The following is a 15,053-nucleotide window of genomic DNA, read 5'->3' as shown; positions in this document are numbered from 1 at the left end:
TCTGCCTGTCCAGCGGCGTGGTACTCGGTGTACCGCCCGCCAAGAACTGCCGCGACCACTCGTGGCGCCCCCGCAGCGAGGGCGAAACGGGACTGGGAATGGAAACGGGAAATGACTTCCTCCGGCGCATCCCTGCGTCTGCAGGTTCTCGGGCCGTTGCGCGTCTGGCGCGACGGCGTGGAACTGGATGCCGGGCCTCCGCAGCAGGCGTATCTGCTCGCCGTTCTGCTCGCCCGTGCGGGCGAACCGGTCACCATCAGCGAGTTGATCGACCTGATCTGGGCCGAGGATGTCCCGGCCTCGGCGGTCAACATTCTCCAGAAGTACGTCGGCGCGCTCCGACGACTGCTGGAGCCGGCGTTGCCCGCGCGGGAACCCGGCTCGTTCCTGAAGCGTCGCGGCAGCGCGTACCTGTTCGTGCCCGCCCCCGGGACACTGGATGTCGTCAGGTTCCGTGAACTGGTCGTCGTTGCCGAACGCAGCGTCGCCGAGCGGCGGCTCGACACAGCACTCGACGGGTACGTGGAGGCAGCAGGGCTCTGGCAGGGGGCGGCCGGCGACGGGGTCGCCTACAGCTCGACCGGGATGGCGATCTTCGCCGGGCTGGACGACGAGTTCCGCCAGGTTTGCATCGCGGCGGCCGAATTGGCGATCACGCTCGGCCGGCCCGAACGCGTTCTCCAGGCGTTGCACATGGCTGCCCGAATGGCGCCGTTGCACGAGACGCTGCAGGCAAGTCTCATCGCCGCCCTGGCCGCCGCCGGCCAGCCGGCCGAGGCTCTGTCGGTGTTCCGCACCGTCCGCGCCCGGCTGGCCGAGGAACTCGGCATCGACCCCGGTCCCGCCCTGGTAGCCGCTCACCTGCATGTCCTGGAGCGCGCACCGGCCCAGGAAAAGCCGGTCCAACGGCGGGCACCAGCACCCGCGGCCGGGATGCCGGCCGCCGACCGCCTGGTGGGCAGGACCGAGGAACTGGCGGTAGTGCGGCAGGCCGTGGAGTCGGCTCTCGCCGGAAACACGGGGCTGGTCGTTGTCGAGGGGGAGCCAGGGGTGGGCAAGACCCGCCTGCTGGAGGAGGCCGGCGCCGAAGCAAACGGGCGTGGCGCCCTCGTCGTCTGGGGCCGCTGTCTGGAAGGGGACGGCACGCCGTCGATGTGGCCCTGGACGCAGATCGTCAGCGGGCTCTTGGACGACGTGCCCGCCGCTGCGCGCGAGAACTGGCAGGTGGGCGAGCTCGGCCGTCTCTTGACACCGCACGACACCGGCACCACCCCATCCTCCTTGCCCGACAGCGGCGTTCAGTTCCGCTTCTTCGAGCAGGCCGTCGCTCTCGTCCGTCAAGTGGCGGCCCGGCGACCTGTGGTGCTCGTCCTCGACGACCTCCAATGGGCCGACGCCACCTCGCTGGATCTCCTCGCTCACCTCATGGCGCGGCTGCCGGGCGGCACCGCCGTGATCGCGGCGCTCCGCGACCGAGCGCCCGCGCCGAGCCCGGAACTGGGACGGGTACTGGCCGCGGCGAGCCGACTGGCCGGCCACCGCAGGATTCGGCTCGCCGCGCTCGCATGTGCCGAGGTGGCCGAACTCGTGCGCCGTGAGACAGGTCAGGACCCGGGGCCGGGCGTCACACGCCTCATCCACACCCGCACCGCCGGAAACCCCTTCTTCGTCCGCGAGTTGTCCCGGTTCCTCGCCGACGGCGGTGTCCTCACGGCGGCCACCGCGGCGCGGATCGGAGTGCCGGCCACCGTCCGAGATGTCGTGCGCGACCGGATGGCCGGACTGGAAAGCGCCGCCAGGAGCATGGTGCAGATCGCCGCGTTGATCGGCCGGGCCGTCGACCTCGCGCTCCTTGCCCGAACCGCCGGTCTTGACGACCAGACGTGTCTGGACCGCCTTGAGGCGTGCGAAGGACTGGGCCTGCTCGAACCTTCGCCCGGGGACCCCTACACCTTCGCCTTTCCGCACGACCTGGTCCGCGAATCGGTGGCCGAGACCATATCGCCGCCGCGCGCAGCCCGACTGCACCTGCTGGTCGCCGACGCCCTGGAACACAGGGCCGCGGACACCGAGTTGGTGGCCGAGCGCCTCGCCCATCATCTGTGGTCCGCCGGGCCGCTCGCGGACCCGGCCCGCACCGCGACCGCGCTCGTGCGTGCCGGCCGCTGCGCCGCCGCGAAACTGGCGCTCGAGGCAGCGGCGCGCCAGCTTCACTCGGCCGCACGCGTGGCACGCACAGCGGGCCTGGTGGAGTTGGAACTGGCTGCCCTGTCGCTGTTCACCGCGGTGGACGGGATGCGGGCGGGATACGTGGGCTCGGCGGTCGACCAGCTGGAGCGGGCCGAACTCCTCTCCCGTGAACTCAACCGGGGACGGGAGGGCGCCGACTTCCTGTTCTCCCGCTGGGCCGCCTACGCCCAGGGCCTCCAGCTGACACGCGCAGGCCGGTTGGCCGAGCAGCTGCTGGAGCAGGGCGAGGCCTCCGACGACCCGGTCGTGTGCGCCTACGGCTGGTACGCCTGGGGCATTCACCAGTGGGGCGCCGGCAACATCGGGGAGGCGTTCCGGTACCTGAGCCGGACCGACTGGACCGTTCTGGACGACCTGGCCCAGCAGGAGGAAGACCCGCTCCGGCGCGACCTGCGACGGTTGGCGGCCGGGATGCTCGCCATGATGACCGCATTGCACGGTGACATCGACGCGGCACTGGCCCGGCTCGACATGATGGAGGCCGCCGCAGGAGACGACCCGTACGCGATCACGGTCTGGGCGGCCTACTCGGCACGGGTCGCCGCGTTGATCGGCGACCCGGAACGGGCGCTGCGCGCGGCCACACGCGGGATCGCCATGGACCCTTCGTTCTCGTTCGGATTCCTCGGCGGCTACCAACGGCTGGCCCGCTGCTGGGCGAGCGCCGTGACCGGCGAGGCCTCCGCCGACGCCGCCGCACAGGCACAGCAACTGATCATCGCGTCGCTCTCCCACCCGCCGCGTTCAGGCCTGGCCACCTGGTACGGATTCCTCGGCGAGATGTGGCTGGCGGCCGGCAAGCTGGACGAGGCCGGGGCGGCGCTCGACCACGCGGACCGCGCCATCGCCACCTACGGCCAGCGCTACGCCGAAAGCCTGCTGCTTCTGATCCGGGCACGGGTGCTGCAGGCACGCGGTGAACCGATCGCCGCCGTCCGGGCCCTTGCCGAGCAGGCGCACGCGCTGTCCATCGAGCGCGAGGCCCACCTGTTCGCCCGCCGTGCCGAGGAACTGATGGCCGAGCTCGCGGACAGCACATCCCACTGACACCTGGGCGCGACGGCGGGAGTTGAGCGGCAGGCCCGGGCGGATAGCCCAAGGTCGCGGACCGACAGTAGAGTTGCTGCGCCGCAGCCGATCGTGGTCGGCCTGTGAGTGGGGGTAGGGGTGGGCATGACTTCCTCCGGCGGGCACGTGCGTCTGCAGATTCTCGGTCCGCTACGGATCTGGAGGGACGGCGTCGAGTTGGACGCCGGGCCTCGACAGCAGGCGTATCTGCTCGCGGTGCTGCTCGCCCGTGCGGGCGAGCCGGTCAGTACGAGCGAGTTGGTCGACCTGATCTGGGACCAGGACGTCCCGGCGTCGGCCATGAACATTCTCCAGAAGTACGTCGGCGCGCTGCGGCGGCTGCTGGAGCCCACGCTGCCCGTGCGAGGAACCGGCTCCTACGTGCAGCGCCGAGGCAACGGTTACCTCTTCACCGCCGACCCGGGCACGCTGGACGTCCTCGCCTTCCGGGAGTTGGTCGAGGCGGCCAGGGCCGGCACCTCCCAGCAACGTCCCGACGCGGCGCTCGACTGCTACGTCCGGGCGCTGGATCTCTGGCACGCTTCCGCCGGCGACGGGCTGCTCCACGGACCCACATCGGTGCCGGTCTTTTCCGCGCTGGACGCTGAGTTGTACGTCGCCTGCGTGGCGGCCACCACGCTGGCGATATCGCTGGGGCAGCCTGAACGTGTGCTCCGGCCGCTGCGGCTGGCGGCCCGGATGGCGCCGTTGCACGAGACGGTGCAGGCCAGTCTCGTCTCCGCTCTGGCCGCCGCAGGTCGCCAGGCGGAAGCCCTGGCGGTTTTCCAGGCCGTTCGGGCCCGGCTCGTCGAGGAGTTGGGCCTCGATCCCGGCCCGGAGCTGGTGGCGGCGTACCGGCGCGTACTGGATCCGGCACCGGCCCAGAAGACGCCCTCTGAGGGGTCGTCGGCCCTTGGCGGCGGGCCGCCGCCGGACGGCCGTCTGGTCGGCCGGGTCGAGGAACTGGCGGTGTTGCGGCAGGCGGTGGAGTCGGCGCTTGCCGGGGGCACGGGGCTGGTCGTTGTCGAGGGGGAACCAGGGGTGGGCAAGACCCGCCTGCTGGAGGAGGCCGGCGCCGAGGCGAACGGGCGCGGCGCCCTGGTCGTCTGGGGCCGCTGTCTGGAAGGGGACGGCACGCCGTCGATGTGGCCCTGGACCCAGGCGGTCGGCGCGCTTCTCACCGGCCTGCCCGTCGCAGCACGTGAGGAATGGCAGGCCGGCGAAATCGGCCGCCTCCTGGGACCGCAAGGCAACGTTCCCGCCACGCCGGTACTGCCGGACAGCGGTGCCCGCTTCCGCCTGTTCGAGCAGACCGTCGCGCTCGTACGACAGGTGTCGGCACGGCGACCGGTCGTGCTCGTCATCGACGACCTCCAATGGGCCGACGCCGCCTCACTCGAACTGTTCAGCCACCTGGCGGCCCACTTGCCGCACCGCACCACCCTGACCGGCGTCCTTCGCGACCGCGCGCCGATACCCGGTTCGGAACTGGAGCGGATGCTCGCCGCGACCAGCCGACTGCCCCGCCACCGCCGCATCCGGCTCGGCCCACTCGGCGCGGCCGAAGTGGCCGAACTGGTCCGCCAGGAGACGGGCCAGGACCCCGGCCCCGGTGCGACCCGCAACATCCACGCCCGCACCGCCGGCAACCCCTTCTTCGTCCGGGAACTGTCCCGCTTTCTCGCCGACGGCAGCGTCCTCACCGAGGCCGCCACGACACCGTCCGGAGTACCCGCCACCGTCCGGGACGTCGTGCGCGACCGGATGGGGAAGCTCGACGACGACGTCGTACGACTGCTGCAGACCGCTGCGCTGATCGGCCGGGACATCGACCTCGCGCTGCTCGCGCGCTCCGCCGACCTGCCCGTGCAGACCTGCCTCGACCGCCTGGAACCCTTGCAGGAACTCGGCCTCCTGGAGCCCTCCTTTCGCGACCCGTACGCGTTCCGCTTCGCGCACGACCTGGTCCGTGAGTCCGTCGTCGGAGCCACACCGTCACCGCGGGCGACCCGGCTGCACGTGCTTGTCGCGGACGCCCTGGAGCATCACACGACGACGGACGACGAGCGCCTCGCCCATCATCTGTGGGCCGCCGGCCCGCTCGCGGACCCGGCCCGCACCGCCGCCGCCCTGATCCGCGCGGGTCGCTGCGCGGCAGGAAAGTCAGCGTTCGAGGCCGCCGCGCGCCAATTGGAATCGGCCGCGCAGGTAGCCCGAAGAGCGGGGCTGGCAGAGCTGGAACTGTCCGCTCTGTCGCTGTTCACCGCCGTGGACGGGATGCGGGCGGGGTACGTCGGCGCGGCTCTCGAACTGCTGGAGCGGGCCGAGCACCTGGCGCGTGGCCTCGGCCGGGAACGGGAGACCGCGGACTTCCTCTTCTCCCGCTGGGCCGCCCATTCCCAAGGTATCCAACTCGACCGCGCCGGACGACTGGCTCACCGACTGCTGGAACAGGGTGAGGCATCCGCCGACCCGGTCGTGCGCACCTACGGCTGGCACGCATGGGGCATCCACCAATGGGACGTCGGCAACATCGGCGAGGCGTTCCGGTATCTGAGCCGAAGTCGCTCCACCATGCTCGACGACCTGGCCCACGGCGGGGAGGACACGCTCCGGCGCGATCTGCGGCTGCTCGGGCCCGCCATGCTCGCGTTGATGACAGCGCTGCACGGCGCCACCGACACAGCACGGACGCTGTTCGACACGATCGAGGCCACCGCTGACGGCGACGCCTATGTGGTCACCGTCTGGGCTGCCTTCGCCTGTACGGCCGCGGCACTGGCCGGTGACCCGGTGCAGGCGCTGCGCACGGCCGAGCGGGGCAGTGCCTTGGACCCGGAGTTCTCCTTCGTCTTCTTGGGCAGTTATCAGCGGCTGGCGCAGTGCTGGGCGCATGCCGTGACCGGCAACGACCCGGTCGGGGCAGCAGTGAAAGCACAACGCCTGATCGCCGCGGCCCTGGCCGACCCGCCACGCTCCGGGCTGGCGACCTGGTACGGCCTCCTCGGTGAGATGTGGCTTGCCGCGGGCAGACTCGACGAAGCCACAGCAGCCCTCGACCAGGCCGACGCAGCCCTCGACACCCATGGCCAGCGCTACGCCGAGGGCTTCCTGCTCCTGCTGCGTGCGCGGCTGATGGCGGCCCGCGGCGAGCCGGTCGCCGCCGTCCGGGCCGCCGTCGAGCGGGCCCGGACGCTTTCCGCCGAGCGCGAGGCCCACCTGTTCGCCCGCCGCGCCGAGGAGTTGCTGGCCGGGCTGGCCGACATGTGAGGGCACCGCATCGGCACCGTGGACAGCACGTCATGGTGGCGGCTGGCGGGTGAGCGCCCATGGTGGCTAGGGCGGCGTTCAGCGGCCCCACCGAGGTGACTCCAACTGGCCCCAGTTTGAGGGGCGTTCGTGAAGATCAGGCGGCGTGAAGTGGCCCCGCAGGGCGATTTGAGCTGGGACCCCTTGGACGGAGGAACCGCCGCCGGTCTCCACGAATCGTTCGAATCCCGCCGACGGCTGTCACCTCGGGTCGGCCGGGCCGTCCGGCGATCGGCCGTCCTCAGGTGACCTCGCCGAGATCCTCATGGAGCCGTGCCGCGGCTTCAACGCTCGAGGGCCGACTCGCGACAAGCCGGGCCAGGTGCGCTTCAAGGGACTCGAGTTGCTCGGGCCCCATATGCGCCGCCCAGCGCTCGCGCACATCGTCGAAGAGCGAGGCGCCCAGCGTCATCATGTCGTGGCCGCGGTCGGTGACCCGCAGCCGTTTGAGGCGGCCGTCGCTCGGGTCGGGCTCCCGCTCGACGTATCCGAGCTTCTCCAGTGCGGCAATCGTCCTGGCAGCGCCCTGTTTGGAGACCGAGAGCCGGCGGCCGAGCTCCGAGGCCGTGTCCGCTCCCTCGTCGATGGCGCGCAGGGCGAACTCATGCGATGCGCGCACGCCCGGGTGCCCGCGGTGCGCCAGTTCACCGTGCACGTCGTCCACCATCGACTGGAAGCCGCCGAGAAGAAGCAGCGCGAGTTCAGCGCCCGGTGAACGTGCCATGCGACGAAGCATACGAGAACGAAGGTCGACAACCATGTTGTCGATCTGTAGGTTGACAACCATGTTGTCGATCGAATCTAGGGGAACGATGGATCCCATTACCGGCGGCGCCACCATCCCGGGCGTCGAACACCACCACGTTGGCCTGAACGGCACCGAACTGCACTACATATCGGCCGGAACCGTCGGCTCTCCCGTCATGCTGGTTCACGGCTTCCCCGAGACCTGGTGGGTCTTCCGCAAGCTGATCCCCCTGCTCAGCGAGCACCACCGCGTATTCGCCCCCGACCTTCGCGGCTTCGGCGACTCCGCCGCCGCGACCGCAGCGCACGACAGTGTGACCGCGGCCCAGGACCTGAGTGAACTGATCGCGCAGCTCGACGCGGGCCCTGTCCACCTCACGGGCCAGGACATCAGCGGCCCCACCACGTTCCGCGTCACCGCCACACGCCCCGACCTCGTGCGAAGCTACGCGGCGATCGAGACCGGGCTGCCCGGGTTCGGTGTCGAAAGGCTCGCGGACGTTGCCCACGGCGGTGCCTGGCACATCGGCGTGCTCGCCGCCCCGGGCATCCCCGAAATGCTGCTCGCCGGACGAGAACGGGCATTCCTCGCGCAGTACGCGATCCCGTCGCTCTGCGTGGTCCCTGACGCGTTCACCGACGACGACATCGACGAACTCGTCCGCTCCTACGCGCGACCCGACGCCTTCAACGGCGCGGCCGGACTGTATCGATCGATGCTCCGCGAAGGCGACGAAATCCGCCAACTGGCATCTCGGAAACTCACCACGCCCGTGCTCGCCGTCGGCGGCAGATCGGGAGAGTTCACCCCGGAGACCCTGCGCCAGGTCGCCGAGGACGTCAGCGCCCTCTCCCTCGACGGGATCGGCCACTATGCGGCGATGGAGGCCCCCGAGAGGCTCGCAGACGGCCTCCTGTCCTTCTACGAGAAACTCGACAACCTGGGGTAACGCGGGCCGGTCCACGATCACTGACACCGCAAGACCCTAGGTGGGGCCACTTCGCCTCGCCACCACCCCTCGGCGCCCCCGAACGCCCCTCAAACTGAGGCCAGTTGGAGTCGCCTCGGTGGGGCCGCTGAACGGCGCCCCAGCCACCCATGGAGTGTGCTCGCCTCGCAGGCTCCGATTACGCCTGGAACTCGGTATCGACGGCGGGTGTCGCGCACGTATCCGCAGGCTGGTTCCGCAGGCTTGACGACAACGGAACCGACGGTGAACCGCACCCCGGCAGACGCGCGGATGACAGTTCAGTTCTCGTCAAGTGCCCAGCCCTACGCTGACCGGCGATCACCACCGAGAACACCGGAGACCGAAGGGCATCCACCGATGACGACAACTCGCCGGGGACTGTTGGCCGGATCGGCCGCGATCGTAGCGGGCGCCGCACTCGACACGCCCGCCGCACAGGCACACACCGGGAGCGGCAGCGCAGGGGGCAGCGGGCGCAAGCCCACCGTGGTACTCGTGCACGGCGCCTTCGCCGACGCCTCCGGCTGGAACGGGGTCGCCTCCCGGCTCATACGCGACGGATATCCGGTCATCGCGCCGCCCAACCCCCTGCGCAGCGTGGCCTCCGACTCCGCCTATCTGGCCGCCATCCTCGCCACGCTCAGCGGTCCGCTCGTACTGGTCGCGCACTCCTACGGCGGGATCGTCGTCACGAACGCCGCGACCGGCAACCCGAACGTGAAGGCGCTGGTCTACGTGGCCGCGTTCGTGCCCGATCAGGACGAGACGCTGGTGGGCTTGCAGACGAAGTACCCGGGAAGCAGGCTCAGCGAGGCGGCGCTGGACTTCCGTCCCTACGGAGAAGGCCTCGTCGACGGCTACATCAAGAAGGAGTTCTTCCACGACGTGTTCGCCGGAGACCTGCCCAGGTCGACCACCGAACTGATGTGGGCCGGCCAGCGACCGGCCGACACACGCACTCTCGGGGAGCCGTCCGGCGCCCCGGCCTGGAAGACCATTCCGTCCTGGTACCTCGTGGGCCGCAACGACCAGGTGCTGCCCCCGGCGGCCCAGCGGTTCATGGCGCGCCGGGCCGGCGCCCACACCGTCGAGGCCGACGCCTCGCATGTCGCCATGATCGCGCAGCCCGCCGCGACGGCCGCACTCATCAAGCGCGCCGCTTGCTGACAACACCAGGCTGACGAGGCAGGGGAGGTGTCGTTCGCGAGGCAGGGGCGAACGACGGTCCGCCGCCAGGGCGGAGAAGCGCCGGGCGACGGCGCCCCTGCGGTGCTTCCACGCCCGCCGCGGCCTGCGGGAAGGTGACGACTCGCCTCACCCCTGATCTCCGTCCCGCACCTGCTCGCAGGCCGTCCACCCGACCCACCCGACTCACCTGACTCACCTGTCGAGGACGAGACGATGCATCAGCGCGCATACGCCGGCCAGTGCACAGCCGAGGAGAAGCGGCACACTTTCGCCAAGTCACCCATCAGGCATCCGAAGCTGACGTTGTTCGCGTTGGCGTTGGGCACCTTCGCGATCGGCGCCGGCGAGTTCGGCAGCAACGGCATCATTCAACTGTTCGCGGCCGATCTGGAGGTCTCCGTCCCGGTCGCCACATACGCCATCACCGCGTACGCGCTCGGGGTGATGGTCGGCTCCCCGGCGATCACCCTGCTCGCCGCCCGGGTCAACCGGCGCAGTCTGCTGCTCGGCCTGATCGGGTTGTTCCTGGTCGGCAACGGGCTCTCCGCCGTGGCTCCGAACATCGTGCTGTTCGTCGCCTTCCGCTTTGTCGCGGGCAGTGTGCAGGGTGCGTTTTTCGGGGCCGGGGCTGTGGTCGCCGCGTACGTGTACGGGCCGGGCCAGGGCGGAAAGGCGTTCGCCACCGTGATGGGAGGTCTCACGGTCGCCACCATCGCCGGGTCGCCGCTCGGCACCTTCGTTGGCCAACACGCCGGCTGGCGCGTCATGTACGCGACCGTGGTCGTGGTCGGCCTGCTCGCCGGAGCGGCGCTGGTGGCCTGGCTGCCGCGGTCCGATGACCTGCGCGGCAGTTCCCTCACGGGTGAACTGGGCGCCCTGCGGCGCCGTGGAGTCTGGCTGATGGTCACCGTCGCCGCGTTGGGCATCTCCAGCATCTTCGCCGTCTACACCTTCATCGGCCCGTTCATCACCGACGCGGCGCAGCGCGACGCCTCCCTCATTCCGATCGCGCTCGCCGTCTTCGGCCTCGGCATGGCGGTCGGTAATCACGTGGGCGGACGGGTCGCCGACCGGTACGAGAACCGTGGTCTTCTCTGGGGCTACGGCGGGGCCCTCGGCTTCCTGGTGCTGATCGGCGTGGCAGGCGGCAACCTGGTCATTCTGCTGCCCTGCCTGTTCGGCGTCGGCGCGACCATGATGTTCGCGATCCCCACGATCCAGGTCCGCTTGACCAGCTTCGCACCGGACGCCCCGACCTTGATGGGAACCCTCAACCTGGCCGCCCTCAACCTGGCCAACTGCCTCGGCGCGATCGGCGGCGCGATCGTCCTCGACGCCGGCTGGGAAACCTTGTCCACCGTCTGGGCGGGCTTCGCCCTGACCACCGTAGGTCTGCTCCTGTACGTCACGACCGTGGCCCGGCTGAAGCCGGCACTCGTGCCCGCCCGCGCCTGAACAAATCGGCGCACTCGGCGAGATCGTCGAACCTCGGCGGCGGTGCCGACGAGGCAGCTACGCGTCGTCGACCGCGGCCGGTGCCCTCCTCGCCGGGCAGGTACCGAGCCGGACTTTACGGGCCGTGGAGAGCGCCATCCAGAGGCGTCCACTGGGCGTCAAGTAAAGGCCGCCAGCCTTCCTTTGCGCCTCGGCGTCGATGGAGGCCGAGGCGCGTACCTACCTGACGCGATGACCTCGAATGCTCAATTCGGCTGAAAGGGCAAGGACTCACGACATGAGCTCGCTGCAACCGTTCCGGAGAATCGTGACCGGCCATGACACGACCGACCGTGCGGTGATCACGCAGGATGCACCGCCGACGCGCGTGATGGAGATCGGCGGACCGGGCGGTCCGACCTTTTACGAGATCTGGAATACACGCCAGACGCCCGCGGTCATCGACCGGCAGTCCGGTGAGCCGGCGGAGGACGGTCTGGTGCTCGGACCCCCCGAGCACGGCACACGCCTCCGGGTGATCGACTTCCCGCCGGAGGACGACCGCATCCGTAACCTGACGGGGGCCGAGGCAGCCGAAAAGTTCGGCGAGATGGGCGGCGCGGACGCCGCACGGACCGCTGCCGGCGCCCCGCATCCCTTGATGCACCGCACCCAGACGATCGACTACGGGATCGTCATCGAGGGCGAGCTCACGCTGGTTGTCGACGACGGCGAGACCACCCTCCACGCCGGAGACATCGTGATCCAGCGCGGCACCAATCACGCATGGGCAAACCGGTCTGCTGCGAACTGCCGCATTGCCTTCGTGCTCATCGACGGGCAGTACACCGACGGACTCTGAGGAGGAGCAACGCATGCGTATTCGACCCATCCCACCCGATGAACTCACCCCTCAACTCCGTGAGGTGCATGACGGCATCGCCGGCCTCGTCACCGAAGAGCAGGGCCGCGTCGTCATCCTCGACGACGACGGCGCGCTCGTCGGGCCGTTCGCGGCGATGCTGCACTTTCCCACGTTCGGGGTCCCGGCCCTGTTCCTACAAAGGGCGGTCGCGGCCGAGGCCCACCTCGATCCCATCGTCCGCGAGGTGGCGATCCTCACCGTTGGCGGCGCCTACGGCGCCCGGTATCTGCTGTACGCACACGAGCAGACAGCAGATGAGGTCGGCCTTCCGGCCCCACAGATCGCGACCCTGGCTGCGGGCGGCCGCCCCTCCGGACTGAGCGACGAACAGGCCGTCGCCCATGACGTCGCCATGGCCTTGACCGCCGGGCGCGTACTGCCCGACTCGACATACGACCGGGCCACGCAACTGCTGGGTCATGACGGGGTTGGCGAGCTCGTGTTCCTCATCGGCAGCTACTGCCTCATCGCGATGGTGCTGAACTGCTTCGATGTGCCGGTCCCCGGACGGAACACTTCAGCTGCGCAGCCGTGACGACGGCAAGGCGCGGATAGCGGGGGTACGCCTTACGCCCCCCCAGATGGCGACCTCACGTTCGGCGAGGACGGCGTCGAAGAGTTCGAAGAGCGCCTCAAGGGCATGTCCTTCCTCCTCCTGCGTGAGGTCCCAGATGCAGCGGCCAGCAGGCCGGCCACCACCAGGAGATCGGCCCGTAGACCTTTGAGCTTGTCCTACCGTTTCGAGGCGGCTCTACGCCGGAAGCTCCTACAGGCCACTTGCCGATCTGTAGGAGCTTCCGGCGTGGACCCACGCTGGAGCCGCAGGACCCGCTCAGTGAGTGAGTCGTGCACGTGGAGCTCGGTGCCGAGGGGGCGCGGGGGAGGAGGGCCAGGATGTCCGGTCCTGTGCCGTTCCCAGGCCCGTGCCGATGTGCGGCAGGAGGGCGGGAGGGGGCACGGGGCCGTCGGACCAGGGCGCTCGCGACAGCCGTAACCAGCAGCGTGGCGGGAGCAGTGAGGGAAGGCCCTCTCGTCGGCGATCCACTTTTCAGCCCTCCCTGAATTGATTGCTGGTGCTCAAGCCGCGGATTTAGCATGCCGAACCGGCTACGGCCACCGCGGCCGGGTCCGAACTGGCCGTTGCTATAACCGAGTTCGGGGTCGATCGGACCAGCCCGCTCTGGGCTGAGAGGAAAGGGACTCGATGACCAAGCACCACATCTCGGCAGCCGGCAGGCGATGGCGGCTTCTCGTCGCACTGACGGGCACCCTGCTTGCGGTGATGGCCACCACGACTGCCGGCGCCTCCACATCCACCAACCTCAGCCAGGATTTCGCCGCGCAAGCGAGGGCGATCCATCTGACTGGCGCGCAGAGCGCTGCGCTCAATGCCGAAGTCGAACGTATCCAGGCCAAGATGGGCGGAACGCGGGTCAACCTCAACACGATCGCCCTTGGCGGCAAGAACAGCGTGCACGTAGCCGTGCCGGGAGAAGCCAGGCCGCGGGACCTGAGCTCTGTCCTGGGCGCTGGTGCCGCCTCTTACGACCCGTGCTCAGGCGGAGCCGATTACGGCTGGTTCTGCACCTACGATGAGACGAACTTCAGGGGCGGCTACATCGAGATGTACAACTGCGCCGATTACTACATGCCGTGGGGCGTCACCGGGTCGTGGGACAACAACCAGACGACTGGCACGAAAGCCCGGATGTACGACGGCAACGGAAATCTCGGCTACACGACACCGGGGGCCCACAGCTCCGACGACGTCGCCCCATGGGCCTGGGTCTCTTGGATCAGGAACTGTTAGTGCTGTGACCACATAGGTTCGCCGGGTCGGTATTTGTGGCGGTTGGATGTGGGGTGATGTCTGATCCGACCGCTGGAGGTGCGGTGGCCGAGCCTGTCCAGGTGCGCAGACTGGCCGACCAGGAGGAGCCGAGGCTGCAGCAGATCGTGCGCCGGGGCAGCACCAGCGCGGTGCGCTGTCGACGCGCGATGCTGCTGCTGGCGTCGGCTGGGTGGAAGCGGGTTTTGGCGGTCGCCCGGCTGGTGCAGGCTGATGAGGACACCGTCCGGGACGTGATCCACCGGTTCAACGAGAGCGGCCTGGCCTGCCTGGACCCTCGATGGGCGGGAGGCCGTCCGCCCCGCCGCTCGACTCGGCTTCACGCTCACGCACCGTTCCCACCTGCCGTGGAGTAGTGGTGAGGAGCCCCTACTCCCTGGCTGTGACGTCGTTCAGCGGGTCCTGGCGCGCATTTCGTGAAACAGATACCGCGATGGTTACACGGACGTCATGTTCGGCCAGAGCTACACGGTGGCCACGCCTGGGCCCTCTGCGGCGCGGCGCTGGTCACGTGGCAGATGCAGTTCAGAGGGCCTGCCCTACGGGTCCCTCAAACGTTTCCGTCGGTCGTCGGCGGCTCGCCGACGACCCACCATTCGTCAGTATCCGCTTCGTCCATGTCCATTACCAGACGGTCCGCGACGCGTCCGATGCGGGCCTCCGCCGAGTTCTGGCTGAGGCTGGCCCGATGGTTGCGCGTCGCCTCCCAGTACTGCCGGAAAATCGGGTTCTGGAACAAGATCCGCAGGTTCCCGTAGAACTCCTCCAGGGTCATGGCGCCGACACGCCACTCCAGCAGATATGTCCTGTACACGGCCTCGACGAAGAGGAACTGCCGACGCATTGCGGCAGAGATCTCGGATCCGTACACATCCAGAGCTGCTGCGAGATCCGGGTTGTCGATCGCCTCGCGGAGTAGCCCGAGGCGCATGTCGTGCACGGATACCAGGCTTGTGACGTAGTCCTCCTGATGCTGCCGCCACTCTGTGCCTAGATGCCTGGCCTCGCCGCGAGAGGCACTTTCTCGGCGTGCTTCGGCAAATCCGTCTGAGAGACCAGCCAGGAACCGGCTTGCACTCATGCCGAACCGTCGGCCGCGAGTCCTCCAAACCATGCTTGTCTCGCCGCGCGCGCTCAAGAGCCGCCGCAATTCGTCGATGTCCGCGCTGGTGGGGGTGCGCCGCATGCCGATGTCCGCGATCATGGAGGCAACCTGTTGAACTTCGATGGCTCGCTCTCCGGGAGAGACGACGTGCATCATCTGCTCGATGACCGCATCAACCGGCTTCCGCGGCGACATCGAACCCTCCTC

Annotated in this window: 10 protein-coding genes and 1 pseudogene; 9 read left to right on the top strand and 2 right to left on the bottom strand. The window is 69.4% G+C overall.

Translation table 11 applies throughout. The annotated features are described in order from the left end of the window. The first annotated feature begins 111 nt into the window (after nucleotides 1–111). Nucleotides 112–3,297 carry an ATP-binding protein gene (locus tag ACIQI8_RS44575; RefSeq protein WP_402364839.1) on the top strand — a complete coding sequence of 1,062 codons (3,186 nt, stop codon included), beginning with the start codon at nucleotides 112–114 and terminating at the stop codon, nucleotides 3,295–3,297. A 126-nt stretch (nucleotides 3,298–3,423) separates the two neighbouring features. Beyond that, nucleotides 3,424–6,588, top strand: a complete 3,165-nt coding sequence (locus ACIQI8_RS44570) for a BTAD domain-containing putative transcriptional regulator (RefSeq protein ID WP_402364836.1) — start codon at nucleotides 3,424–3,426, stop codon at nucleotides 6,586–6,588. A gap of 280 nt (nucleotides 6,589–6,868) precedes the next feature. On the opposite strand, the gene ACIQI8_RS44565 is transcribed toward ACIQI8_RS44570, so the two are convergent. Further along, nucleotides 6,869–7,351: a MarR family winged helix-turn-helix transcriptional regulator gene (locus ACIQI8_RS44565; RefSeq protein WP_402364833.1), complete on the bottom strand. Its 483-nt coding sequence runs from the start codon at nucleotides 7,349–7,351 to the stop codon at nucleotides 6,869–6,871. A gap of 88 nt (nucleotides 7,352–7,439) precedes the next feature. Here ACIQI8_RS44565 and ACIQI8_RS44560 point away from each other — a divergent pair, with 88 nt between their 5' ends. The 7 genes and pseudogenes from ACIQI8_RS44560 to ACIQI8_RS44530 form a co-directional block, all read left to right on the top strand. Further along, on the top strand, nucleotides 7,440–8,324 hold the full coding sequence (locus tag ACIQI8_RS44560; RefSeq protein WP_402364830.1) for an alpha/beta fold hydrolase: 885 nt from the start codon (nucleotides 7,440–7,442) through the stop codon (nucleotides 8,322–8,324). Nucleotides 8,325–8,702: 378 nt separating this feature from the next. Next, on the top strand, nucleotides 8,703–9,512 hold the full coding sequence (locus ACIQI8_RS44555; RefSeq protein ID WP_402364827.1) for an alpha/beta fold hydrolase: 810 nt from the start codon (nucleotides 8,703–8,705) through the stop codon (nucleotides 9,510–9,512). A 234-nt stretch (nucleotides 9,513–9,746) separates the two neighbouring features. Next, entirely contained in the window at nucleotides 9,747–10,988 is a 1,242-nt protein-coding gene (locus ACIQI8_RS44550; RefSeq protein WP_402364824.1) for an MFS transporter, read from the top strand. Nucleotides 10,989–11,265: 277 nt separating this feature from the next. Continuing rightward, the gene (locus ACIQI8_RS44545; RefSeq protein WP_402364821.1) at nucleotides 11,266–11,829 is read left to right on the top strand and encodes a cupin domain-containing protein; all 564 of its coding nucleotides are present in this window, start codon (nucleotides 11,266–11,268) and stop codon (nucleotides 11,827–11,829) included. A 64-nt stretch (nucleotides 11,830–11,893) separates the two neighbouring features. Then, a complete protein-coding gene (locus ACIQI8_RS44540) occupies nucleotides 11,894–12,427 on the top strand; it encodes a carboxymuconolactone decarboxylase family protein (protein ID WP_402364817.1) in 534 nt (177 codons plus the stop codon). 669 nt (nucleotides 12,428–13,096) lie between these two features. Beyond that, the gene (locus ACIQI8_RS44535; RefSeq protein ID WP_402364814.1) at nucleotides 13,097–13,702 is read left to right on the top strand and encodes a hypothetical protein; all 606 of its coding nucleotides are present in this window, start codon (nucleotides 13,097–13,099) and stop codon (nucleotides 13,700–13,702) included. Between the two features lie 83 nt (nucleotides 13,703–13,785). Further along, nucleotides 13,786–14,040, top strand: a pseudogene (locus ACIQI8_RS44530) (helix-turn-helix domain-containing protein); the annotation flags it as partial. 251 nt (nucleotides 14,041–14,291) lie between these two features. Here the strand turns inward: ACIQI8_RS44530 and ACIQI8_RS44525 are convergent. Continuing rightward, nucleotides 14,292–15,041, bottom strand: a complete 750-nt coding sequence (locus ACIQI8_RS44525; RefSeq protein ID WP_402364811.1) for a DUF6082 family protein — start codon at nucleotides 15,039–15,041, stop codon at nucleotides 14,292–14,294. Between the last annotated feature and the right edge of the window lie 12 nt (nucleotides 15,042–15,053).

The organism is Streptomyces sp. NPDC092369 (genome assembly GCF_044755245.1).
In the GTDB taxonomy this organism is placed as follows: Bacteria; Actinomycetota; Actinomycetes; order Streptomycetales; family Streptomycetaceae; genus Streptomyces.
Note: the sequence above shows the minus strand (reverse complement) of the source record. Positions and strands in the feature narration are given on the sequence as shown.

Excerpts from the sequence above, each read along its gene's own strand:
- ACIQI8_RS44575 (WP_402364839.1), top strand. The coding sequence starts at position 112 with ATGACTTCCTCCGGCGCATCCCTGCGTCTGCAGGTTCTCGGGCCGTTG.
- ACIQI8_RS44570 (WP_402364836.1), top strand. The coding sequence starts at position 3,424 with ATGACTTCCTCCGGCGGGCACGTGCGTCTGCAGATTCTCGGTCCGCTA.
- ACIQI8_RS44565 (WP_402364833.1), bottom strand. The coding sequence starts at position 7,351 with ATGGCACGTTCACCGGGCGCTGAACTCGCGCTGCTTCTTCTCGGCGGC.
- ACIQI8_RS44560 (WP_402364830.1), top strand. The coding sequence starts at position 7,440 with ATGGATCCCATTACCGGCGGCGCCACCATCCCGGGCGTCGAACACCAC.
- ACIQI8_RS44555 (WP_402364827.1), top strand. The coding sequence starts at position 8,703 with ATGACGACAACTCGCCGGGGACTGTTGGCCGGATCGGCCGCGATCGTA.
- ACIQI8_RS44550 (WP_402364824.1), top strand. The coding sequence starts at position 9,747 with ATGCATCAGCGCGCATACGCCGGCCAGTGCACAGCCGAGGAGAAGCGG.
- ACIQI8_RS44545 (WP_402364821.1), top strand. The coding sequence starts at position 11,266 with ATGAGCTCGCTGCAACCGTTCCGGAGAATCGTGACCGGCCATGACACG.
- ACIQI8_RS44535 (WP_402364814.1), top strand. The coding sequence starts at position 13,097 with ATGACCAAGCACCACATCTCGGCAGCCGGCAGGCGATGGCGGCTTCTC.
- ACIQI8_RS44525 (WP_402364811.1), bottom strand. The coding sequence starts at position 15,041 with ATGTCGCCGCGGAAGCCGGTTGATGCGGTCATCGAGCAGATGATGCAC.